This window comes from Lysinibacillus sp. NPDC093692 (assembly GCF_050280125.1).
GTDB lineage: Bacteria > Bacillota > Bacilli > Bacillales_A > Planococcaceae > Lysinibacillus.
Window position 1 is genome coordinate 25,933 of record NZ_JBNNUW010000003.1, and the last position, 24,665, is coordinate 50,597.

At 38.2% G+C, this 24,665-nt stretch carries 21 protein-coding genes; 19 read left to right on the top strand and 2 right to left on the bottom strand.

All coding sequences use genetic code 11. The features are described from left to right. Position 1: 1 nt before the first annotated feature. The 9 genes from fmt to spoVM are packed head-to-tail and all read left to right on the top strand — an operon-like array spanning position 2 to position 8,524. The gene (fmt, locus tag ACQKN4_RS04455; RefSeq protein ID WP_079560410.1) at positions 2–943 is read left to right on the top strand and encodes a methionyl-tRNA formyltransferase; all 942 of its coding nucleotides are present in this window, start codon (positions 2–4) and stop codon (positions 941–943) included. Next, entirely contained in the window at positions 940–2,301 is a 1,362-nt protein-coding gene (gene rsmB, locus ACQKN4_RS04460) for a 16S rRNA (cytosine(967)-C(5))-methyltransferase RsmB (protein WP_427482530.1), read from the top strand. Before fmt ends, rsmB begins: the two co-directional genes overlap by 4 nt. Further along, complete coding sequence (gene rlmN / locus ACQKN4_RS04465; protein ID WP_427482532.1) at positions 2,301–3,443, top strand: 23S rRNA (adenine(2503)-C(2))-methyltransferase RlmN; 1,143 nt, start codon at positions 2,301–2,303, stop codon at positions 3,441–3,443. The genes rsmB and rlmN overlap by 1 nt, the downstream gene beginning before the upstream one ends. Before the next feature lie 6 nt (positions 3,444–3,449). After that, positions 3,450–4,199, top strand: coding sequence for a Stp1/IreP family PP2C-type Ser/Thr phosphatase (locus tag ACQKN4_RS04470; RefSeq protein ID WP_079560412.1), 750 nt, complete (start codon positions 3,450–3,452; stop codon positions 4,197–4,199). A 2-nt stretch (positions 4,200–4,201) separates the two neighbouring features. Next, complete coding sequence (gene pknB, locus ACQKN4_RS04475; protein WP_427482534.1) at positions 4,202–6,187, top strand: Stk1 family PASTA domain-containing Ser/Thr kinase; 1,986 nt, start codon at positions 4,202–4,204, stop codon at positions 6,185–6,187. 11 nt (positions 6,188–6,198) lie between these two features. Next, entirely contained in the window at positions 6,199–7,083 is an 885-nt protein-coding gene (rsgA, locus tag ACQKN4_RS04480) for a ribosome small subunit-dependent GTPase A (protein WP_079560414.1), read from the top strand. Positions 7,084–7,085: 2 nt separating this feature from the next. Next, a complete protein-coding gene (gene rpe, locus ACQKN4_RS04485) occupies positions 7,086–7,754 on the top strand; it encodes a ribulose-phosphate 3-epimerase (RefSeq protein WP_079560415.1) in 669 nt (222 codons plus the stop codon). Continuing rightward, positions 7,751–8,404: a thiamine diphosphokinase gene (locus ACQKN4_RS04490; protein ID WP_427482536.1), complete on the top strand. Its 654-nt coding sequence runs from the start codon at positions 7,751–7,753 to the stop codon at positions 8,402–8,404. The genes rpe and ACQKN4_RS04490 overlap by 4 nt, the downstream gene beginning before the upstream one ends. 18 nt (positions 8,405–8,422) lie before the next feature. Then, positions 8,423–8,524, top strand: a complete 102-nt coding sequence (spoVM, locus tag ACQKN4_RS04495; RefSeq protein ID WP_139376952.1) for a stage V sporulation protein SpoVM — start codon at positions 8,423–8,425, stop codon at positions 8,522–8,524. A gap of 1,019 nt (positions 8,525–9,543) precedes the next feature. On the opposite strand, the gene rpmB is transcribed toward spoVM, so the two are convergent. Both rpmB and ACQKN4_RS04505 read right to left on the bottom strand, forming a co-directional pair. Beyond that, the gene (rpmB, locus tag ACQKN4_RS04500) at positions 9,544–9,732 is read right to left on the bottom strand and encodes a 50S ribosomal protein L28 (protein WP_079560418.1); all 189 of its coding nucleotides are present in this window, start codon (positions 9,730–9,732) and stop codon (positions 9,544–9,546) included. A 283-nt stretch (positions 9,733–10,015) separates the two neighbouring features. Then, positions 10,016–10,756: an IclR family transcriptional regulator gene (locus tag ACQKN4_RS04505; protein WP_079560419.1), complete on the bottom strand. Its 741-nt coding sequence runs from the start codon at positions 10,754–10,756 to the stop codon at positions 10,016–10,018. A gap of 213 nt (positions 10,757–10,969) precedes the next feature. Between ACQKN4_RS04505 and ACQKN4_RS04510 the strand changes: the two genes are divergently transcribed. The 10 genes from ACQKN4_RS04510 (at position 10,970) to recG (ending at position 24,610) form a co-directional block, all read left to right on the top strand. After that, on the top strand, positions 10,970–11,857 hold the full coding sequence (locus tag ACQKN4_RS04510; protein ID WP_427482539.1) for a dimethylarginine dimethylaminohydrolase family protein: 888 nt from the start codon (positions 10,970–10,972) through the stop codon (positions 11,855–11,857). A 1-nt stretch (position 11,858) separates the two neighbouring features. Then, complete coding sequence (locus ACQKN4_RS04515) at positions 11,859–12,620, top strand: dimethylarginine dimethylaminohydrolase family protein (RefSeq protein WP_427482540.1); 762 nt, start codon at positions 11,859–11,861, stop codon at positions 12,618–12,620. 156 nt (positions 12,621–12,776) lie between these two features. Beyond that, positions 12,777–14,189 carry an amino acid permease gene (locus tag ACQKN4_RS04520; protein WP_427482542.1) on the top strand — a complete coding sequence of 471 codons (1,413 nt, stop codon included), beginning with the start codon at positions 12,777–12,779 and terminating at the stop codon, positions 14,187–14,189. Between the two features lie 486 nt (positions 14,190–14,675). Continuing rightward, positions 14,676–16,280, top strand: a complete 1,605-nt coding sequence (locus tag ACQKN4_RS04525) for a M20/M25/M40 family metallo-hydrolase (RefSeq protein WP_079560424.1) — start codon at positions 14,676–14,678, stop codon at positions 16,278–16,280. Positions 16,281–16,735: 455 nt separating this feature from the next. Further along, positions 16,736–17,941 (top strand): GGDEF domain-containing protein, encoded by a 1,206-nt coding sequence (locus ACQKN4_RS04530; RefSeq protein WP_427482544.1) that lies wholly within the window; start codon positions 16,736–16,738, stop codon positions 17,939–17,941. 109 nt (positions 17,942–18,050) lie between these two features. Then, entirely contained in the window at positions 18,051–18,413 is a 363-nt protein-coding gene (locus tag ACQKN4_RS04535; RefSeq protein ID WP_079560426.1) for an Asp23/Gls24 family envelope stress response protein, read from the top strand. A gap of 18 nt (positions 18,414–18,431) precedes the next feature. Continuing rightward, complete coding sequence (locus ACQKN4_RS04540) at positions 18,432–20,081, top strand: DAK2 domain-containing protein (protein WP_079560427.1); 1,650 nt, start codon at positions 18,432–18,434, stop codon at positions 20,079–20,081. A gap of 351 nt (positions 20,082–20,432) precedes the next feature. Beyond that, entirely contained in the window at positions 20,433–21,095 is a 663-nt protein-coding gene (gene sdaAB / locus ACQKN4_RS04545; protein WP_079560428.1) for an L-serine ammonia-lyase, iron-sulfur-dependent subunit beta, read from the top strand. Positions 21,096–21,109: 14 nt separating this feature from the next. Further along, positions 21,110–22,021, top strand: a complete 912-nt coding sequence (sdaAA, locus tag ACQKN4_RS04550) for an L-serine ammonia-lyase, iron-sulfur-dependent, subunit alpha (RefSeq protein WP_079560429.1) — start codon at positions 21,110–21,112, stop codon at positions 22,019–22,021. Positions 22,022–22,564: 543 nt separating this feature from the next. After that, positions 22,565–24,610: an ATP-dependent DNA helicase RecG gene (gene recG, locus ACQKN4_RS04555; protein WP_079560430.1), complete on the top strand. Its 2,046-nt coding sequence runs from the start codon at positions 22,565–22,567 to the stop codon at positions 24,608–24,610. The last annotated feature ends 55 nt before the right edge of the window (positions 24,611–24,665 follow it).

The window sequence follows — 24,665 nt, forward strand, 5'->3', positions numbered from 1 at the left end:
TATGACTTCAATTATTTTTATGGGGACACCTGATTTCTCCGCGCCAATTTTGCGTATGCTACATCATGAAGGTTTTGATATTAAAGCTGTAGTTACACAACCAGATCGTCCAGTTGGGCGCAAGCGTGTGTTAACACCACCTCCTGTAAAAGCAGCAGCGATGGAGTTAGGTTTACCTGTTATTCAGCCTGAAAAGCTACGTGGTTCTGAAGAATTACAGCAAATTATTGATTTACAGCCAGACTTAGTCGTAACAGCTGCTTTTGGACAAATTTTACCGAAAGAATTGCTAGATGCACCACCGCTTGGTTGTATTAATGTCCATGCGTCACTTTTACCGAAGTATCGTGGTGGGGCACCTATTCACCAAGCGGTTATTGATGGTGAAAAAGAAACAGGTGTAACGATTATGTATATGGCGCAAAAGCTAGATGCTGGTGATATCATTTCCCAAAAGGCTATCCCAATTGAACAGGAAGATCATACAGGTGGACTATTTGATAAACTAAGTGCTGTAGGCTCTGATTTATTAAAAGCTACACTTCCTTCTATTATAAATGGAACAAATAACCGTACAGTGCAAGATGAAGCACAAGTAACCTTTGCAAGCAATATTTCACGTGAGCAAGAACGTATCGATTGGACAAAGGATGCTACTACTTTATACAATCAAGTGCGTGGTCTTCACCCGTGGCCAGTTGCCTATACAACATTTGAAGATGGCAACTTTAAAATTTGGTGGGCACAGGTTGGTAACTCAAAGCATGATACTGTTCCTGGCACAGTCGTTGCGATTTCAAAGGATCATTTTGAAGTTGCTTCAGGAAATGGTACAACACTTGCCCTGTATGATGTACAACCAGCTGGTAAAAAACGTATGACAGCAGAGGATTATTTACGTGGTACAGGTTCTAAATTACAGATTGGGGACCAATTTAAATGAGTAAAAAAAGTGTAGTAATTTGGGATGGAAATGTGCGTGACGCCGCACTTTCTATTCTGTTAGCAGTAGATAAAAATCAAGCCTATAGTAATTTGCTTTTAAACGAAACGATTAAGCGACATAAAATTGAAGCGAAGGATCGTGCGCTTTTAACAGAAATTACGTATGGCACTCTCCAATATAAAATGACACTTGATTACTATTTAGAGCCATTTATTCGTGGTTCAGTAGATCATTGGGTGCGCTGGCTTTTACGTTTATCTTTATATCAAATGCATTATTTAACACGTATACCACCTCATGCTGCGGTGAATGAGGCTGTCGAAATTGCTAAGCGTCGAGGTCACAAAGGGATAGCTTCAATGGTCAATGGTATTTTACGATCTATTTTACGTCAAGGTGTAGCTTCTACTGATGACATTAAAGATCCGATTGAGCGCCTTGCTATTGAAACGAGTCATCCGGAGTGGTTAGTACAACGCTTTGCCGATAACTATGGTATTGAAGTAGCGGCTCAAATGTTACATGAAAATAATATACCTCCAGTGCAAACTGTCCGTGTAAATACGACGAAAGCAAGCGTCGATCAAGCGATTGCCAGTATAGAAGCGGAAGGTTTAACAGCGAAAAAAAGCGATCTAATGCCTGAATGCTTACATGTAACAAATGGTCAGCCAGCTAGAACAAAGGCTTTCCAAGAAGGGCTTATTACTATTCAGGATGAAAGCTCCATGATTCCAGCAAATGTGTTAAATCCATCTCCTGGCATGCGCGTTTTAGATATGTGTGCAGCGCCGGGCGGAAAAACTACACATATAGCTGAGATTATGAAGAATGAAGGTTCGATTTTAGCGACCGACCTTCACCCTCATAAATTAGATTTAATCGACCATAATACGGATCGTCTAGGGATTGATATAGTAGAGACTGCTCCTATTGACGGACGTAAGGCACCGGATTTTCTACAACTAGAATCATACGACGCTATTTTAGTCGATGCCCCTTGTAGTGGTTTAGGTGTTATGCGCCGCAAGCCAGATATTAAATATACAAAACGTGAAGAAGATTTAGAAAACCTTCAAAAAATACAATTGGCGCTATTAGATGCTGCAACAAAAGTATTGAAAATAGATGGCAAGCTTGTGTACAGTACATGTACAGTAGATAAAAGAGAGAATGAAGGTACTGTAGAGGCCTTTTTATCAACGCATCCAGAAATGGAAGCTATACAACTAGAATCTTTACCAACAAAATTAGCGGAAAAGCAAGCAAATGGCATGCTTCAAGTCTTTCCACAAGACTTTGGCAGTGACGGTTTCTTCGTTGCCGCCTTTCGTAAAAAAGGAGAATCCAACTAATGGTGGATCAAGAGAAATTTAATGAGCGTATAAGCGACTTAGTTGAAGAAGCAGAAGACAAGCCTGTTCGACGCGCAAAAAAAGAAAAACCAAATTTAAAGGAATCGGTATACTCATTACAGCCGAAAAAACTAGAAGAATGGTTAAAGGAAAATGGTGAAAAACCGTTCCGTGCAGCACAAATTTTTGATTGGCTTTATAATAAACGTGTTAAAACGTTTGAAGAGATGTCTAACCTTTCAAAAGGATTACGTGACAAGCTTGAAGCAAGTTTTTCATTAACGACATTATCAACAATTATTAAACAGGAATCTAAAGATGGTACAATCAAGTTTTTATTCCAATTACAAGACGGCTATTCTATTGAAACTGTATTAATGCGTCATGAATATGGGAACTCTGTTTGTGTAACAACACAAGTAGGCTGCCGAATTGGCTGTACGTTTTGTGCCTCAACTTTAGGTGGTTTAAAGCGACACTTATTAGCAGGGGAAATCGTGGAGCAAGTTGTAAAAGTACAGCAGACTTTAGATGAAGTGGACCAACGTGTATCACATATCGTCATTATGGGTATTGGAGAACCTTTCGATAATTATGATGCGATGATGAACTTCTTAAAAGTCATCAACCATGAAAAAGGGTTAAACATTGGTGCTCGTCACATCACTGTATCAACATCAGGAATAGTTCCGAAAATTTATGAATTTGCTGATGAACAGCTACAAATTAACTTTGCGGTTTCCTTACACGCACCAAACCAAGAGGATCGTCAAAAACTAATGCCAATTGCACGTGCTTATAAGTTAGATGAATTAATGGAAGCCGTTCAATACTATACTAAAAAAACAGGCAGACGTGTTACTTTTGAGTATGGTTTAATGTCTGGTGAAAATGATTCAGTTGAAATTGCAGAAGAATTATCTGCTTTAATAAAAGGAATTAAATGCCACGTGAACTTAATTCCTGTAAACTATGTACCAGAACGTGATTATGTTCGTACATCTCGAAGTCAAATTTTTGCCTTTGAAAAAACATTAAAGAAGAATGGTATTAACGTAACGATCCGCCGAGAGCAAGGTGCTGATATTGCAGCAGCGTGTGGTCAATTACGTGCGCAAGAGAGATCTGAAGAGACGAGGTGACCAGTGTTGGAATACACAGTCGAAAGTGATATTGGGTTAAAACGGGCAATTAATGAAGACCGTGCGGGATTTTTTAATCGTCAAGACGGGTTTGCACTAGCACTTGTAGCGGACGGCATGGGTGGTCATAATGCTGGCGATGTAGCGAGTGATATGGCGATGAAACAGATGGAAACCGTTTTTTTACAGGCAGAGGCACATCGTTTTGCGTCAACAACATCAAAAAAAGAGTGGTTATTACAAGCAGTCAAGCAATTGAATAAAAGTATATATGACTATTCTTTATCACATGAAGACTGTAAAGGAATGGGCACGACGTTTATTGCAGTGTTAATTGAAAAAAATCATTGCTTTATCGCACATGTTGGTGATAGTCGTGTGTATTATTTCTTTGAGGATGGTGCACAACAAATAACAAGAGATCACTCCTATGTAAATGTTCTGGTTGAAAATGGTGAAATTAGTGAAGAGGAAGCGTTAACGCATCCTAAGAAAAATTTCATCTTAAAAGCTGTTGGTACAGAAGAAACGATTGAACCAGACTTTTATGAAGTTGATTTAGCATCAGAATCGTATTTACTCATTTGCTCTGACGGTTTAAGCAATAAACTTACAGTGTATGAAATGGCATCAATTATTACGTATCCAGATTCAGTAGAAGAAAAAGGACGAAAACTTGTGGAATTAGCAAATGCAAGCGGGGGGGAAGACAACATCTCCCTCGTGCTACTCACAAGGCAAGATGAGGAGGTGTAAGTATGCTTGTAGGTAAACGAATTAGTGACCGCTATAAAATTATAGGTCTTATTGGTGGCGGTGGTATGTCTAATGTTTATTTAGCGCATGACATGATTTTAAACCGTGATGTAGCGATCAAAATATTGCGCTATGATTTTACCAATGAGGATGAATTGTATCGCCGTTTCCAACGTGAAGCACTTTCTGCTACAAGCCTTACACATCCGAATATCGTTAGTGTTTATGATGTAGGTGATGATGGTGATCTACATTATATAGTGATGGAGTATGTCCAAGGAAAAACATTAAAGCAGTACATACAGGAATTTGCACCAATTTCTCCTGCCAGATGTGTGCATATTATGAAGCAGTTAACGTCAGCAATTGCCAATGCCCATGAAAATCATATTATCCACCGTGACATTAAACCCCAAAATATTTTAATGGATGCGGAAGGGAATGTGAAAATAACTGATTTTGGTATAGCGATGACGCTTAGTGCAACATCATTTACACAAACGAACTCCGTGCTTGGAACAGTGCATTATTTATCACCGGAGCAGGCTCGTGGTGGTACGGCAACAAACCGATCTGATATTTATGCACTTGGCATCGTTTTATATGAATTGTTAACGGGGGAATTGCCATTTTCAGGCGAGTCAGCTATTTCTATCGCGCTTAAACATTTACAATCAGAGACGCCATCAGTTCGTGCCTTTGATGCTACAATTCCACAAAGTGTGGAAAATGTTGTGCTAAAAGCTACAGCAAAGGATGCTTCTCACCGTTATTCGACTGTAGAGGAAATGCAAGCAGATTTAGAAACAGTTTTATCGCCGAATCGTATGAATGAACCGAAGTTTGTTATACCGGTAGATAATGATGTGACAAAGGCTATTCCGATTATAAAAGAACCAATTGCACGTCAAGACGAAGATTTAATGCAGACAAGGGCAATCGAACCAATTCTACATTCAACGCCGAAACCCGAAGCGAAGAAGCCTGTTGAAAAAACAGTACCTGTAAAGAAAAAGAAAAAGAAAAAATGGCCAATAGTTTTTGCTGGGTTAGCAATAGTAGCCATCGCCATTTTCCTATTCGTTTTTTTTGGAACAGATGCATTTAACCCCAAAAAGATACCTGTACCTAGTGTTGCTAATATGACAGTTGAAGAAGCTACTAAGAAATTAGAGGCTGAAGGCTTTACGGTTGGTCAGTCGCCGCAGGAGCGTTATGACGAGGACGTCGAAAAGGATAAGGTTATAGAAACTGACCCTACAGAGGGTACGGAGCGTGTAAAAGGCACAGAAGTAGACTTAATCGTGAGTCTTGGGATAGAAACGACGAAAGTGGAAGATTATAGAGGCCAGCAAATCAGCCAAGTTCAATCAATGCTAAAGGATAAATTTTTAGATTCTGAAGTTAGCTATGTGAATTCAAAAGAGCCTGAAGGACGAATTATTGAACAAGAGCCAGCACCACAAGAAGAGGTAGTCGCTAAGAATACGATAATGAAATTTACGGTAAGCGCAGGTGTAAAAATGATCACCGTAGATGATGTTGTGAATTACACTAAAGCTCAAATGGATGAGTATGTAAGAAGAGAAGGCTTGACATGGCGTATTGTTCGTGAAGAAAATGATGATACAATACCAGCTGGAAGTGTTAAATCACAATTGACAAGAGCAGGAACGCAGGTTGAAGCGGGTACTGCAATCCCTGTTATTTTAAGTAAAGGACCTGCAGCAAGGCCTGATAAAACTTGGGTGAAAACTGTGAAAATTGAATATAAACCAAATGAGGAAGGTTTAGAGCAAACTATTCGAATTGATATTCAAGATAAAAACCATAAAACGTTAACAACAGTTGAAACATTTACTATTACGGCTGATCAAGAGCACCGAATCCAGCTTGTTATTGCAGATGGTCAGGATGCAGCCTATAAAATTATTCGTGATTCAGAAATTATTGCTGAAGAAACATTCAACTACGATGATGTCAAATAAGGGGGAATTGGATGGCGCAAGGCCAAATTCGTAAAGCATTAAGCGGTTATTACTATGTATATGATGGAGAAGAACTAATTCAATGTCGAGGACGTGGGGTATTTCGCAATCGTGGGGAATCCCCACTCGTTGGCGACATCGTAGAATATACTCTAGAAACAAAAGGCTCGGACGGTACTATTCAAAAAATTATGGAACGCCAAAATGAATTAGTACGTCCCCCTATAGCCAATATTGATCAAGGCATTCTTGTGTTTTCTGTAAAAGAACCTAATTTTAATACAATTTTACTCGATCGTTTCTTAGTTGTTTTAGAGTCATTTCATGTTCATCCGATTATTTGTTTAACAAAGATGGATCTGCTAGAAGACCATGGACGTGAGGAATTGCAAGGCTATATAGCAGATTATGAGCGTATGGGTTATACCGTGCTACAAACCTATAAGGGTGAGGAAGAATTAGTTGAACGTCTACAACCTATTTTAAAGGAGAAAACCTCCGTATTAGCAGGGCAATCTGGAGTTGGAAAATCTACACTACTAAATACATTGATTCCAGATTTAAATTTAAAAACAGGCATTATTTCACAAAGCTTAGGGCGTGGTAAACATACAACTCGCCATGTTGAACTAATCGAAGTATGTGACGGTTTATTAGCAGATACTCCAGGATTTAGTTCATTTGATTTTGATGAAATAGAAAAAGAAGAATTAGGCGCATGTTTCCCCGAAATGGCCCGTATGGCAGATGATTGTAAATTTAGAGGCTGTTTACACTTGAAGGAACCGAAATGTGCAGTAAAAGCAGCGGTGGAGACGGGGGAAATTCGTGACTACCGCTATAAACACTACGAACAATTTTTACAAGAAATTATGGATCGAAAGCCGAGGTATTAATGATGATACAAATAGCACCATCAATTTTAGCAGCCAGCTTTGCTAAATTAGGAGAAGAAGTTAAGGAAGTAGAAAAAGCAGGTGCACAGCTTATTCATATCGATGTTATGGATGGTCATTTTGTGCCAAATATTTCATTTGGCTCTATCGTATTAGATGCCATTCGTCCTTTAACGGATTTACCGTTAGATGTACATTTAATGATCGAAAATCCTGATCAGTATATTGAACAATTCGCCAAAGCCGGGGCCGACTATATTACGGTGCATGTAGAAGCTTGCCGCCATTTACACCGTACAATCCAATTAATTCGTTCATTTGGAGTCAAACCGGGTGTTGTATTAAATCCACATACACCAATAGAATCCATTCAACACATATTAGAGGATATTGATATGGTGTTGTTCATGACTGTGAATCCAGGGTTTGGTGGGCAAAAATTCATTCATTCTGTAGTGCCAAAAATTGAAGCGTTAGCAGCTATTATTAAAGAACGTAATCTTGATATTGCTATTGAAATCGATGGTGGAATTAATGCAGAGACTATTGTTCCTTGTGCAAAAGCAGGAGCAACTATTTTTGTAGCTGGTTCAGCAATTTATAGTAAAGAAGATCGTACAGCGGCACTTCAAGAAATTTTAGCTGCTGGTGAGGCAGCGATTCAAGGATGACCAAAGTCGTTGTTTGTGCAGGTGGACCAAAAGAGGAACTCTGTTCATTTAGTCCGTTTAAAGAGCAAAGTGATGTATTATTTATCGGAGCTGATCGAGGAGCGCTATATTTAATCGAGCAAGGCATCACACCACATGCCATAGTAGGAGATTTTGACTCTTTATCAAAAGAGGAATACGAACTGGTGATGGCACATACAAATGATAGACAACGATTCCAAGAAGAAAAAGATGAAACAGATACGGACTTAGCGTTATTAAAAGCCTTGACCTATACACCACTAGAAATTGTTCTTACAGGTGTTACGGGTGGACGTTTAGATCATTATGAGGCGGCAGTTCGTTCGATTTATCGTTTACAAAAAGAGTATCCGCACGTAGTATTGAAGATTATTAATCATGCAAATATGTTGCAATTTTTAATGCCAGGCAAGCACATCATAGAAGCAGATAAGCAATATCGTTATTTATCTTTCTTTGCACATGAAGAGCCGATTAAAGATGTGACATTAAGGCAAGTAAAATATGAAACAACAAATGAAGAAATTTCTCTTGGTACATCCCGCTTTACAAGTAATGAAATAATAGGTAATTCAGGGTCTATATCTTTCTCACAAGGCATATGTTTAATGATAAGAAGCATAGATTAGCGTAAGGGGGAGAGAGTCCTGAAAGTATATACATTCCAGCTGCCGAAATTTGTAAGCAGTATTACGCGTACGTGTATCAACATTTTCAAAAAAGATAAGAAAGTAAAAAAATCCGACTAATACTAGTCGGATTTTTTACTGTTTTAGAAAAATAAATGTGCCATGAAATTAATTGGGAATGTGAAAAATATGGTTCTTCGGCAAAGCGAGGGGCTGATTTCCGTTCCTCTATCGCTGATCCCCAAGGAGTCGCCCAGTCGTAACGAAGATCAACCACTTCACATAGTATGTATCTTCTAGCATGTCACTTTATAATGATAAAACGAAACATCAAAAGTAACTGTATTATGTGCGAAAGCGAAGCGACAGTAACAATAGATGGACAATCTCATTGCTGCCAGAAGTTTTTCTGTATAAAATGTTCCTCATAAAACTGATAAAAGTTGAAGATTCTTATTTTCTACAGATAATAAGCCTATTTGTTGAGCTGGACAGCTAAATATAAGGCTGTTTTTCGAAAAGATTGTTGCTATTTATGCAAGAAGTAACTGCTTCTAGTTGTAAAATTGTTCAAAAGTAAGGTGGAAAGGAGAAAGGATGCAAAAAACTTTTAATAAGTTAGATAAGATCCAAATCGTTATTGCTATCGTCGCATTACTTCTAGCTATACTTGGGTTTATTTACGATAATTTAACAGAAACTGCATTCATATTAATAGCAATAAATTTACTTGTTAATGAAATTCGAAGTTTTAGAAAAGACAAAAAATCCATTTTTTCATATTTGATAATAGTGATGGCGATACTAATCATCATCCTTTCAATTCATAAGTTATTGTACTAACTGTGGCTTACTTTACACGTTTTGTAGATTAAATCTGCCTTTTAATTTTAACAGCAACAAACTTTGGGAAAATAGCTATATGTAAAGAGAACCGCTAGCAATTCCGTTTCCTTGTCATTGCTAGCGGCTTAGTCATTTTATTGTATTTATGGTTGGTCAATCCACTAGTAGGATGATTAATTACATCTTTTACATTTAAATAAATATTTACAAAGGCGGTTGGAGCTTGCCTCGTTATTAAGAAAGAAAAAAATCGATTTGCGCCAAATGCGAAATCGATTTTTTGGAAGCGACGATTAAACGCGCTCGATTTTACCTGATTTTAATGCACGAGCAGAAACCCATACACGTTTTGGTTTACCGTCTACTAAGATACGAACTTTTTGAAGGTTAGCACCCCAAGAACGTTTGCTAGCGTTCATAGCGTGGGAACGGTTGTTACCAGTACGAGCTTTACGCCCAGTGATTACACATTGTTTTGGCATGTTGTATTCCCTCCTTACTGTCAATGCTGAAAGATTATTATTTCAGTTCGGTATTTCACATACCATAATAATTTAACATACGATGACGTTCAGTGCAATAGTTTTCACATAACCTTTCAAGAAAAAAACCTTTACAGTCTAAAAACACTTGTTAAATAATGGGTGTAAATTCCTAGTTGAAACAATTATTAGGAGAAATAATTGGAAGTTTTCAATTATCCCGCCTGGTTTAGAGAAGCCTCTTAATCAGTAGGGGATAAAGAAAACCCACTTCCATCTCGTTTTATTTTCCTCGGTAGCCAAGCTTCATGGAAATACGTTTACCAGTTTCCACTAAACGCTCTGTAAGCGTATTAGTATGTTCTGCTGAAACGTTAAAGCTAACAAAACCTATACTTATTGCACCGACTATTTCATTGAAACCATTTACAATGGATACTGCGATTGAGGATGTTCCAGCTGTTCTTTCCCCATGACTAATGGCAAACCCTTGTAGTCTTATTTGATCAAGCTGTGACTCTAATTCAGAGATTTCTTCATGAGGAATAAGCTGTTCAATAATTTCCCTTGCTTGAGAAATAGGCATTGTGGCTAAAATTGCTTTATTTGCAGCCCCGATATTCATCGGAATACGAATACCTAACTGATCGTAAATTCGAATCGGGTTAGTTGTACTGTCAATTCTTTCAATGATAATTGTATCTAAACCAGCGGGCTTACTTAAATAGACGCTTTCCTCGACTTCTCTTGCTAAACGTTCTAGTTCGGGCCTAATTTTACTAATGTAGTCCATCGTATCATACACTTGTAAGCCAAGTTCCATCCATATTGTACCGAGACGATATTGTTTAGTTTGATCGTCTTGTTCAATCATTCCCTCTTTAATCATCGCTTTTAAAATTCTATGTAGTGTGCTAAGTGGTAAATTGCATTTTGCCGAAAGCTCTGAAATGGACAAACTGTTTTCATTTGCTTCAGAAGCCAAAACTTTAGCGATTGTCATAGCTCGTTCTAATAATTGCATTCATACCCCACCTCTCTTTCATTTATTTTATTTTTATTCATTGTCTACGTCTAGCTACATAATCGTGGATATTTGTTTTGTTCCCTTTGAAAAGAACGAATATATAAATTTTTCTAAATATATTGACATTATACCTTAAAGCACATATATTTTTCATATAAACTTTCCTCTTAACGGAAACGTTTTCCACTATGCGGAAAAGAGGTGAAAGGAATGCAATATTGTTCATCAATGTATGCACCTTTGAGACACGTAATAGTAAAACATCCAAAAGATGCTTTCCGAAACCAAGAATATCTTAGCGATGAATGGAAAACATTTAACTACTTATCGGAACCTAGCTATAATGAGGCTCTTAAAGAATATGCACAATTTATGAGCATTCTAGAAAAGTATGTTGAAAAAATTGATTTTTTACCAGAATCAGATGAAGTAGGGCTTGATTCGCTGTATGCGCATGATCCTGTAAAATTCACACCAAATGGTGCTATTATCTTAAAATCCGGCAAAAAATCAAGACAGCCAGAAGCAGCTGTTTATAAAGAGTTTTTACAGGAAAAGGGTATTCCAGTTATCGGAGAATTGACTGGAGAGGCTGTATCAGATGGTGGCGATATTGTTTGGCTTGATGATCGTACACTTGTTGTAGGTCGAGGCTATCGAACGAATGATGAAGCTATTCGTCAGCTAAAAGACATGACGAAGGATTTTGTTGATGAATTCATTGTTGTGCAACTACCACATGATTTAGGTGAAGCAGAATGTTTACACTTAATGTCTTTCATTAGTATGGTAGATAAGGATTTAGCGGTTGTACATTCACGATTAATGCCAGTTTTCTTTCGTCAGCTTCTAATCGACCGAGGTATTCAATTAATTGAGGTCCCGAAAGATGAATATGATGCGCTAGGCTGTAACGTTCTAGCACTTGCGCCTAGAGTATGTATTGTCCCAATTGGAAATCCAATGACCAAGCAACAATTACTTCATGCAGGTGTAACAGTTTATGAATACAAAGGAAATGAAATTTCGATAAAAGGGACAGGTGGACCAACATGTTTAACCTGCCCAGTAGTAAGAGAAAAAAGGGAGATGAAGTAAAATGTTTAAAAATGTAATTGTAAAAAACCCAGGAAATAGTTATGTAAATGGTTTAACGACTAGCGACTTAGGAAAACCAATTTTAGAAAAATTATTTGAACAGCATGAAAAATATGTTGAGGCCTTAAAAAGATGTGGAGTGGAGGTTACACAGCTTCGAGCGAATGAAGCCTTTCCAGATTCAACATTCGTCGAGGATACGGCTGTTTTAACATCTGAATTTGCCATTATTTCAAATCCAGGGGCTGAAGCTCGTAATCGTGAGATTGAGGAGATCGTACCTGCAGTTCAAAAGTTCTATGAAAAATTATATTATATCGATGGCCCAGGAACACTTGATGGCGGAGATGTATTGCAAGCAGAAAAGAAATTTTATGTCGGCATCTCTGATCGTACAAATGAAGAAGGGGCTCGACAATTTAAAGAAATCGTAGAAAAAGAAGGCTATGAGGCAACGATTGTTCCGCTAAAAGAATTTTTCCATTTAAAGACGGGCATCGCGTATGTTGGAGAAAATCGTATGGTAGTAGCAGGGGAGTTTATCGATCATCCTGCATTCGAGTCTTATGAAAAAATTATTATTCCAAAAGAAGATGAGTATTCTGCAAATTGTATTCAAGTAAATGATTATGTCATTCTTCCAGCAGGCTATCCAGAAACAAATCGTAAATTAAATGATCTAGGCTACCAAACAATTGAGCTTGAAATGTCGGAATTTAGAAAACATGATGGTGGGCTAAGTTGTTTGTCATTACGTTTTTAGTTCAATAAAAAAATACCTAATCAATATCAATTATGACTTGGCATAATTCCATGACACCCGCTGAAAGAAGTCAAATAGGATAAATTGATTGGGTACTTTAGTAGAATTGATATCAGAATATTCGATATATTGATTACAACTAGAGAGTGGGGATGGATGATGAGTAAAGGAGAACAACGGCAAGATCATCAATTAAACCGTTCAATGAAGAGTCGTCATTTATTAATGCTATCGCTCGGAGGAGTTATTGGAACAGGGCTATTTTTAAATGTTGGCTTTACAATTAATCAGGCAGGTCCTGGAGGGGCATTAATTGGTTATTTATTTGGTGGCTTAATATTGTACATGGTTATGAATTGTCTTGGAGAATTAGCGGTTTATATGCCTGTAACGGGTTCTTTCCAAACCTATGCAACACGTTTTATCAGTCCTTCAGCAGGATTTTCTTTAGGATGGATGTATTTTGTCGGCTCAGCTGCCACAGCAGGGGTGGAATTTACAGCAGCGGGAATTTTGATGCAGCATTGGTTCCCGCATGTCCCTATTTGGATTTGGTGTGCCGTATTTATGGTCCTGTTATTTACTTTAAATGCATTAACAACAAGAGGCTTTGCGGAAGCGGAATTTTGGTTTGCAAGTATTAAAGTCATTGCGGTGATAGCATTTATCGTTATAGGGGTGGCAGCAATCTTTGGAATGATTCCGTTAGCTGATCGTCCGACACCACACTTTACGAATTTAGCACCGTCTGGTTTATTTCCGGCAGGTATTTCAATCATCTTCGTCACAATGATGAATGTTATCTTTTCTTATCAAGGTTCTGAGCTTGTTGGTATTGCTGCAGGAGAAACTGAAAGTCCGGAAAAAAATATTCCTCGGGCAATAAAGACAATTCTTTTTAGGATTATTGTTTTCTATATTGCTTCTATTATTGTTTTATCTGCGATATTCCCTTCATCGGAGCTTGGACTATTGGAAAGTCCATTTGTCACATTGATGAATTTAGCAGGTGTTCCATATGCAGCTGGCATTATGAACTTTGTTATTTTAACGGCGATATTATCAGTAGGTAACTCATGTCTATATGCGTCCACACGTTTATTATGGTCGATGTCAAAAGAGGGAATGGCGCCAAAACTATTTGGACGACTAACGAAAAATAAAGTGCCATTCAATGCACTTGTTTTTACGATGCTTTTCTCGCTGCTTTCTTTATTAACGGGCGTGATGGAAGCAGATGCAGTATTTGTTTTACTCATGTCTATTGCAGGAATTTCTGTAACAATTTCATGGATGGGAATTTGCGCATCTCAATTGATGTTCCGGTATCGTTATGTGAAAGCAGGGGGGGATGTGGCTAATTTAAAATTTAAAACGCCATTTTATCCATTGATTCCGGTGTTCTGTATTATTTTTTGTATGCTAATTCTTGTCTTTTTAGCATTCGATCCAACACAAAGAGCGGGTTTATTATATGGAGTTGGGTTCTTTATTGCTTGCATGATTTTCTATAAATTGAAATTGAGTAAATCAAATACAGTTTCTTCTGAGATTAGCTCATCGCCATAATATGGTGTTGATTTCCGTTTCGACTGGGCGCTTTGTTGTTGCTGTCGCTTTGCTTTCGCACAGATAAAACATTTGCTGCCGCTACGCTTTCGCACAGATAAAACATTTGCCGCTGACGCTTCGCTTTCGCGCAGAGCAGAGCTTCCTAGGGGCGTCCGATGAGCAGCTTCACTCGCGTTGCTCGCTCCAAGTTCTCGGGACAACAGATGTCTTTTGCGCGAAAGCGTGAGTGCAACGTAGCGACAGCAGCAGGATGTTGGTCACGAAGGCGTTATCACAGGAAGTGATGCTTTTAGCCTTCGTTCCTCTATATCGCTGATCCCCAAGGAGTCGCCCAGTCTCCACTCCAATCAACTTATATTTATGGTATATGTTTTTTTAAAATGTCATTCCTAATTATTGGTGATGAAATTGAAATGAAAAAAGAGGAATCATTTGATATACATTTAAATGCAATTGATTTTGAGGAAATAAAGGAGAGTTTTTATGAATGTTTATCTTTGGAATACACCTGAAAAGCTACGTGCATTATTATGTGAAATTGTCAGTTGGGAAAGTAGGACATTAACTAAAGGTGAACATGAATTTGCCTATAAATTAAAAAATAAATTGCAAACGCTTTCTTATTTTCAGGAAAACCCGGAATTTATTGAATTACATGATGCGGGCCTTGAACGTAATGCTGTAACTGCCTTGTATAAGCACCCATCTGCAACCGAAACGGTTGTGTTAATTAGTCACTTTGATACGGTCCATACTGAAGAATATGGCGAGCTGGAACCATTAGCCTTTTACCCTGAAGTGCTGACAAAAAAGCTAATGGAACCTAAATACAAAAAGGATTTACCTGAAGCGGCAAGAATTGATTTGGAATCAGGTAACTATTTATTCGGTCGTGGGACGATGGATATGAAAATGGGGCTTGCTTTGCATATGCAGTTGATTGAAAAGGCAAGTATCGAAGAATGGCCCATCAACCTTATTTTAACGGCAGTGCCAGATGAAGAAGTGAATTCTGCTGGGATGCGTGCAGCAGTTGTAGAGCTTGTCAGACTTCGCGAACAGCACGGACTCTCTTATAAACTATTTTTAAATAGTGAGCCTTCTTTTTCACAAGGTCCGGCTGATATTAATGAATATATTTATTCAGGAACTATCGGTAAAATTATGCCTGCTGCTTTATTTTACGGAAAAGAGACACATGTGGGTGAGCCATTAAAAGGAATGACCGCAAATTTTATTGCTTCCTACATGACGCAGCATATGGAGTGGAATCCTGTTTTTCGTGAGACAGATCTCGGTGAAAGTACGCCATTACCTGTATCCTTACAATTAAAAGATTTAAAAATGGAGTATTCTACACAAACACCATATCGTGCAGCAGCCCTTTACAATGTGTTTTTATTAAAGCGCACAGCATCGCAAGTAATGGATATTTTTGAACAAGTTGCATTGGAAGCAATGTCAGCTTGTAATGAACAATATAAGCGAATTTGTGAGCGTGAAAAGGTACAAGGCGTAGGCGAAGTAAACGTACTTCGTTATGAGGCACTTTTAGAGTATGCGATTAATAAATTAGGCGCCCAGGAAGTAGATTTAATTAAAAGTCAAGTTATTGAAAATAGCGCATGGGATGATCGAGAGAAATCTATTCGCATTGTGGATCAGCTAATGATTCGTTGCCAGGAACTATCACCAGCGACAGTGTTGTTATATGCACCACCTTACTATCCGGCAATCAATTCATCCAATGATCCTCTTGTTATTCGATCCATTGAATTGATGAAGAAGACAGCCCAAACATTTAATATTGAAGTGGAGCAAATTCATTATTTTAATGGAATTTGTGATTTGAGCTATGTCAATTATTCGGATAACTCTAATGAATGGATAGCATTCGAACGCAACACACCTGTATGGGGAGAAACGTATAGTATTCCGTTTGAGGCAATGTCTGCATTACAGGGCCCTGTTTTAAATGTTGGACCGTTTGGGAAGGACGCTCACCAAAAGACGGAAAGACTACATGTGGATAGTGCATTTAAGGAAATGCCAGTGATGCTTGATTCGCTTATTAAAAGCCTGTTTTAATTGAAGGAATAGAATGGCATCAAGGGTTGTACAATCGAAGCGTTGTTATAAAGTTATTCTGTTCGAATATATGGTGAGGAGCCGTAATATTCACTTTGAACTTTTGGGAGTTTATAAAAATTATAATCGTTCAATTTTTTAAAAAAAGTTGGTGTATATAAACATCAGCTTTTTTGTTGTTTCGAGATTTTATGCAGCGAAAGTGGAATGTCGGATTTAGAAGTTTTGTTTTTGACTACGAAAATCAGCCACGGTAGAGTAGTTCTTTTTTCACCAATTTTGTAAAGACTACTTGTATTTTTCGTTATTTAGACGATAAAAATAGAACAAATTATCTTCATTCAGCAATGTTTTCTGTGCGAAAGCAAAGCGACAACAACAAATGTATTCTGTGCGAAAGCGAAGCGACAGCAACAAAATGTTTTTGCAAGTTTGTTTTATTAGGAGCGGACATTATGGAAAATCAAGAAAAGCTAGTTCTCTCTATACAGAAAGAAATGATTCAATTTAATTTAAAACGGATGCGAGCGGTAGCATGGACATTGATGTATATATCAGCCATCATTACGATTATTCATTATGGTGAGTTCTTCTTTTCGAATTCAGAAAGAGCGATGGTGCCAGCATATATAGCTATTCACACAATAATGTTTTATATAGATTTAGCGGTGTTAGTATTTGTAAAAGAGAAGAAATTTCAGGTTACAACGCTTAATATGCGAAAATATGAATCTATCTTACTTGCTTATATCTATACGATATTGTTATTGATTACTGTAATAACTGTAATGGACGTTTATTTCTTTAAACATGCAGCTCTTTATGAGGTACTATTTTTAATGATTTGCACTGCTTTTTCCATACCTTTTCGGAAAATTTTTCGGATTATGGTAATAACAGTACCACCGATTTTAATAAGTGCTTATCTGAGTGTTGGGGTATCAGGTGAAGGTATTAAAATACTTTTACCGATGTCCCTTATTATTCCTATAGGGCTAGTTATTCAGCGACATATTTATAAAATGCAAAGACAATTTACGAAGGAACATATTTTATTGCAAGAAGAAATGACAAAATCCAAGAAATTGTCAAAATTATTAGCTGAGAAAAATAATGAGCTATCAGAGCAAGCGCTTCGGGACACGTTGACCAATTTACCAAATCGACGGGCTTTAAATAATAAATTGACACATATAGGGCAACAACTTAGTAAACCAGAATCTTTATCTGTCATGATGATTGATATTGATTTCTTTAAAAATTTTAATGATTATTACGGTCATTTACAAGGTGATGATGCATTAATAAAAGTGGCGACTCTTTTAGAGGAAATTGCAGAAAAGTATAATGCATTTGCAGCACGTTGGGGAGGCGAAGAATTCGTAATCGTTAGCCAACATACGGCCAAGTTTTCAGAGCATGTTTGTGAGGAAATTTTAGAGGAAGTACGCAACTTAAACATTCGTCATGAGCATTCGATAGTAGCTGATATTGTAACGGTCAGCATAGGGATGTGTCATGTTAAACTTACAAATAGCGAGCAATTGAAAACATGCTGTGAATTAGCTGATCAAGCATTATACTCAGCAAAGCAACAAGGTCGTAACAACTTTTACAGCAAAAGTGGAAATTTCGATGAAGATGTATGTTTGCCTTTGTAATGTCAGAAAAACGTTGATACAGTGCGCTTTCATGCCTTCCAAGGTTGCTTAATGTATAACGAAAGTGTTACAATATCATTTAGTCAAAAAGAGCCAAGGGGGCATTTCTATGTCAATTGAGTTAAACAATGAATTCGGCCAAATTGATATTTCAACAGATGTACTTGCACAAATAGCTGGTGGCGCTGCTGTTGAATGCTACGGTATTGTTGGCATGGCATCTAAACATCAAATTCGTGATGGTCTAACTGATATTTTACGTAAAGAAAATTTTGCAAAAGGTGTTGTAATTCGAAAACAGGGCGACGATTTACATATTGATATGTACATTATTGTTAGTTACGGGACAAAAATTTCGGAAGTTGCTTATCAAGTACAATCGAAAGTGAAATATACAGTGGATAAAACATTAGGTATGAGCGTAAAATCTGTCAATATCTTTGTGCAGGGCGTTCGTGTAGCGAATGATTAAGAGGAGGAACTAAATCTAATGCAGTCTTTAGACGGAATAAAGTTTGCAGAAATGGTGCAAATGGGTGCCCATCACCTATTCCAAAATGCAAATTATGTTGATTCATTAAATGTATTTCCAGTACCAGATGGTGATACAGGAACGAATATGAACTTATCGATGACATCTGGAGCAAAGGAAACGGAGCAATATGTTTCAGAACATATCGGCAAAACATCCCAAGCTTTATCAAAAGGTTTACTTATGGGAGCACGCGGGAATTCTGGCGTTATTTTATCGCAGTTATTCCGTGGCTTTGGTAAATTTATTGAAAAAGAAGCGACAATTGATGCTAAGGGCTTAGCGGATGCTTTCCAAGCTGGCGTTGAAACTGCCTATAAAGCAGTAATGAAACCGGTTGAAGGTACAATTTTAACAGTTGCACGTGAAGCGGCGAAAAAAGGCGTGGAAGTGGCAGAAACTGAAACCGATATCATTGCAGTAATGGAAGCATTTACTGCTGAAGCACAGGCTTCATTAGAGCGTACACCTGATCTTTTACCTGTTTTAAAAGAAGTAGGTGTTGTAGATAGTGGCGGCCAAGGTCTATTGTTTGTGTATGAAGGATTTTTAGCATCCTTAAAAGGTGAGCCATTACCGGTGAAAAATGAAGCAACTTTAGATGATTTAATTAATGCAGAACATCATAGAGCGCAAGATTTCATGGATACTTCGGATATTGAGTTTGGGTATTGTACAGAAATCATGGTACGTTTTGAAGAAGGAAAAGAGCCGTTTAGCGAGGATCAATTCCGTAATGAATTAAACCCACTAGGTGATTCTTTACTTGTTATTTCAGATGAAGAGATCGCAAAAGTGCATATTCATTCTGAGCAACCAGGCTCTGTTTTAGCAATGGGTCAAAAATATGGTAGTCTTATTAAAATTAAGGTCGACAATATGCGTGAACAGCATTCTGCCATTGTTGGTGAGGATCATAAAGCACCTTCTCCAGTCAAAAAAGCAGAAAAGCATCCATATGCAATTGTAACGATTGCAATGGGCGAGGGAGTTGCTGAATTACTTCGTTCAATTGGTGCTTCTTATGTTATTGAAGGCGGTCAAACAATGAACCCTTCAACTGAAGATATTGTGAAGGCGGTACAGGAAATTGGTGCTGAAAAAGTATTAATTTTACCGAATAACAAAAATATCGTCATGGCAGCAGAACAAGCAGTAGAGCTTTTAGATATAGAAGCGGCTGTAGTTCCAACGAAAACAATCCCTCAAGGTATGGCAGCGATTTTATCGTTTAATCCAGAGGCGACAGTTGAAATGAACCAAGCAACAATGACAGAAGCTTATGCAAATGTTAAAACAGGTCAAGTAACTTATGCAGTTCGAGATACATCTATTGATGGTGTGGAAATTCATAAGGACGATTTCATGGCTCTTGCAGAAGGTAAAATTGTATTATCTACTCCGGCATTAAAAGATGCCGCTGAGAAGGTAATTACTGATTTAGTGGATGAAGACGCAGAAATTGTAACAGTCATTTATGGTGAAGATACAACGGAAGAAAATGCTTCAGAATTAGTGAAATTTATAGAAGAGAATTATCCAGAGGTTGAAGTAGAGTTATTTAATGGTAAACAAGGATTATATCCGTATATTATTTCAGTAGAATAATTCGATGCTACTTTGTGAATGAGTAGATAAAGCAGTGCACACAATGTGTACTGCTTTTGTTTATGGTACAAAGAGACTAGGGGATTATATTGGATATAAATCAGCTGGAATAAACGATTTGGTGTGCGTATCCAGAAGACAATGCATTTGTAAATGCTAGAATATCAGCAGTTTGAAATTATTGTTTATTTGGAGTAGACAAAAGTTAATCAATATTTCCACTGTGTAAATTATAGTCGCTTAAATTTTCTGAAAGTTGATAAAGAAATGCTTTGCTTTTATAGTAACTATCAAGCATTATATAAGTAAAAAATCAAAAATATTATATAGATAGAATAGAGGGGTGTTAGTATGAAGTTTACTTCAGTATTTGATATTATTGGACCGGTGATGATTGGACCTTCTTCTTCCCATACGGCAGGTGCGGCACGAATTGGGCGTGTTGCTAGAGATTTATTTGGAAGACAACCAAAGTGGGCAAAAATACACTTATATGGTTCGTTTGCGGAAACGTATAAAGGACATGGAACAGATGTAGCTTTGATTGGTGGTCTATTAAATTACGATACATTCGATGAACGAATAAAAACAGCTTTTGCCGATGCAGAAAAGGCGGGATTAGACTATGAGTTTATCCCAGAAACAGCTAACATGGAACATCCGAATACGGCTCGCCTTGTAATTGGCGATGATGAAGGAGAGATGTCCGTTGTTGGTATTTCGATCGGTGGAGGTAAAATTGAAGTTAGTGAGGTTAATGGCTTCAAGCTGCGACTAACAGGTGGCATGCCAGCAATTCTTGTTGTCCATGATGATCGAGCTGGCTGTATTGCCAATGTGGCAAATTGCTTAGCGATGCATGCGGTCAATATTGGGCATATGGAAGTTTCACGTATTGAACGTGGTTTAACAGCCCTTATGGTAATAGAAGTCGATCAAAACATCGAGGATAAAGTATTGCAACAAATTTCTTTAATACCACATATTTCGAAGGTTTCTAAAATTAATAACTAAGGAGGTGTCCCAATATGGACGTATTGTTTCATAATGTTCGTGAACTAGTTGAACGAGCAGAGCAAGAAGGAAAACTAATTTCTGAAATTATGATAGAGCAAGAAATGTTAATAACTGGACGCACTAGAGAAGAAATTATACAGCAAATGGACAATAATTTGACGGTGATGGAGGAAGCTATTGAAAGAGGCTTAAATGGTGTTAAATCTGTAACGGGCTTAACAGGCGGTGACGCGGTATTGCTTCAGAATTACATTGCGCAGGGAAATTCATTGTCAGGAGATTTATTACTAGATGCGGTAAGTAAAGCGGTTGCGACAAATGAAGTTAATGCGGCTATGGGGACAATTTGTGCTACCCCAACTGCAGGCTCGGCTGGAGTTGTACCAGGGACATTGTTTGCAGTGAAGAACAAGCTAAATCCGACACGTGAGCAAATGATTCGTTATTTATTCACATCGGGTGCTTTCGGCTTCGTAGTTGCCAATAATGCTTCGATTTCAGGTGCTGCTGGTGGCTGTCAAGCAGAGGTTGGCTCAGCTGCTGGAATGGCGGCGGCTGCAATTGTTGAGATGGCTGGTGGTACCCCGCAGCAATGTTCAGAAGCATTTGCCATTACACTCAAAAATATGCTAGGGCTTGTTTGTGATCCAGTAGCTGGATTAGTAGAGGTTCCTTGTGTTAAACGGAATGCTATGGGAGCGGCGAATTCACTTGTGGCAGCGGATATGGCACTTGCGGGGGTTACAAGTCGCATCCCGTGTGATGAAGTGATTGGCGCGATGTATCGAATTGGACAATCTATGAGTCCGAATTTAAAAGAAACTGCTCGTGGAGGCCTAGCTGCAACTCCAACAGGTAAAGCTATTAGCAAAGCCATTTTTGATAATGGCAATTTAGAAAGTATTAAGTCACTTCAAAAATAAAAGATAGTAAACACGCTTCCTCAGGGGGAGCGTGTTTTTTTTGAGGTGAAAATGAAAAGCGTAATGGTGAAATGGTACGGGTGGATATTTTGGACAAAGAGTATAATTTCTCTTGTTGATACTCCCAATTCTAGTCTCATCACCATAACGTGTGGTTGATTTCCGTTCCGACTGGAGCGGCAGCAGCACCGATGTTGGTCACGAAGGCGTTATCACAGGATGTGATACTCTTAGCTTTTGTTCCCCTTTTAGATAAATTGAAGTTATGGGGAAATTGGATGAAAAAGTGATAATTTTTTCGATATAATTAACTTTCAATCAATTATTAATGAATTGAATTGCTATCTTACTTAAAATGAAAAGTTATATAATGATGTGGAGAATAATACGTGTTCAAATGTTTAAACGCTAACAACGATATAATGAAATCTTAGGGTAATCGTAAGAAAGGGGAAACTCATATGCTGAAAAATAGTATAGTGATACGAATGACTGTAGATAAAGTACTTGTGGTGAAAAATTTAGAAGGGGCTGTCGTGCAAGGTGACTGATTTAACGAACCCCGTTACTAATTTAAAGGGAATCGGGAAAGAAACAGCAGGACATTTAGAAGCATTGGGCATCGAGACAGTAGCGGATTTATTATGGACGTTTCCGCATCGACACGAGGATTTTCGTTTAAAAGATTTGGCGCAAACACCACATAATGAACGTGTCACTGTTGAGTGTAAAGTTGAGCGTGAACCAACAGTATTGTTTTTAGGTCGCAATAAATCACGATTACAAGTGACGGTGCTGGCAGGTCGACATTTAGTGAAGGTTGTTTTTTTTAATCAAGGATACTTAAAGCAAAAGCTTGTACCTGGAGCTATTATTACCGTTACAGGTAAATGGGACCGAGGCAGACAAGTTATTAATGGAACGTCTGTAACATTTGGTCCTAAGACAGATCAAGTTGACTTTGAACCTGTTTATAGTTTAAAAGGTTTAATTCCGCAAAAACGTTTTCGTAAATATATGCGCCAGGTGCTAGATGAGTTTGGTGCTGATATACCTGATGCTGTTCCACAGCGCTTACGCACGGATTATAAGCTCGCTACAATACGTGATGGGCTTGAGGGAATCCATTTCCCTATTGATGCAGGACATGCAAAGCAGGCTAGAAGGCGCTTTGCTTATGAAGAGTTGCTAAACTTTCAACTACGTATTCAGGCGTTACGTAAAATTCGAAAGGACAGTGAGCACGGTACTGTCATACAGTTTGATTTGCAAAAGATACGTGCCTTTATTGCATCGTTACCATATGAATTGACTGGTGCGCAAAAACGCGTTGTCAATGAAATTTGCAAAGATTTAAAAGAGCCACATCGTATGAACCGCTTACTCCAAGGTGATGTAGGGTCAGGGAAAACTGTTGTCGCGGCAATATGTTTATATGCGGCTATAACTGCTGGTTTTCAAGGGGCATTAATGGCACCAACGGAAATTTTAGCAGAGCAGCATGCTGAGAGTTTGAAGGAATGGTTTGAGCCATTTGGCGTACGTGTAGCTTTATTATCGGGATCGACAAAGGCGAAGGAGCGTCGCTTGCTTTTGGAAGAACTAGTAAATGGAGATATCGATATTTTAATTGGTACACATGCGCTAATTCAGCCAGATGTCGTTTTTTACAAACTAGGTTTTGTTATTACAGATGAACAGCACCGTTTTGGTGTTGAGCAGCGTAGAATATTGCGTGATAAAGGAGAAAACCCAGATGTGCTCTTTATGACGGCAACACCAATTCCTCGTACACTCGCTATTACAGCATTTGGAGAAATGGATGTTTCAATGATCGATGAAATGCCGGCAGGGCGTAAGCAAATTGAAACACATTGGATGAAAAAAGAGCAATTTGGCTCTGTGATGTCAAAGCTAGAATTAGACCTTGCCGCCGGTAGACAGGCGTATGCTATTTGTCCGCTGATCGAGGAATCAGACAAGCTAGATGTACAAAATGCTGTAGAAATCTATGAGCAGCTTGCAGCGTATTTTAATGGGCGTTACAATGTCGGATTAATGCATGGTCGCCTATCTGCGGATGAAAAAGACACTGTCATGCGAGCCTTTAGTGAAGGAACTATTCATGTGCTTGTGTCTACAACCGTTGTTGAGGTTGGGGTTAACGTGCCGAATGCAACGTTTATGATTATTTATGACGCTGAACGCTTCGGCTTAGCACAGCTACATCAGCTACGAGGGCGTGTTGGACGAGGAGAACATCAGTCGTATTGTGTGTTGCTTGCCGATCCAAAATCCGATGAAGGTAAAGAGCGAATGCAGTCGATGACGGAAACGAATGATGGTTTCCGCCTTGCTGAAAAGGATTTGGAACTACGTGGTCCAGGGGATTTCTTTGGTCGTAAACAAAGCGGCTTGCCAGATTTTAAAGTAGCGGATTTAGTGCACGATTATCGAATACTTGAAACTGCGAGAAAAGATGCGACGGATATGATTGAAACAGATTCTTTTTGGCGTGATGATGAGTATAAATATTTACGTGACATGCTTGAAAATTCTGGCGTTTTACAAGGAGATCGCTTCGATTAGTTGAATATTAATGTTCAATTAGGAATGTGAGCACTTGTTTATAAAACAAGTCTTG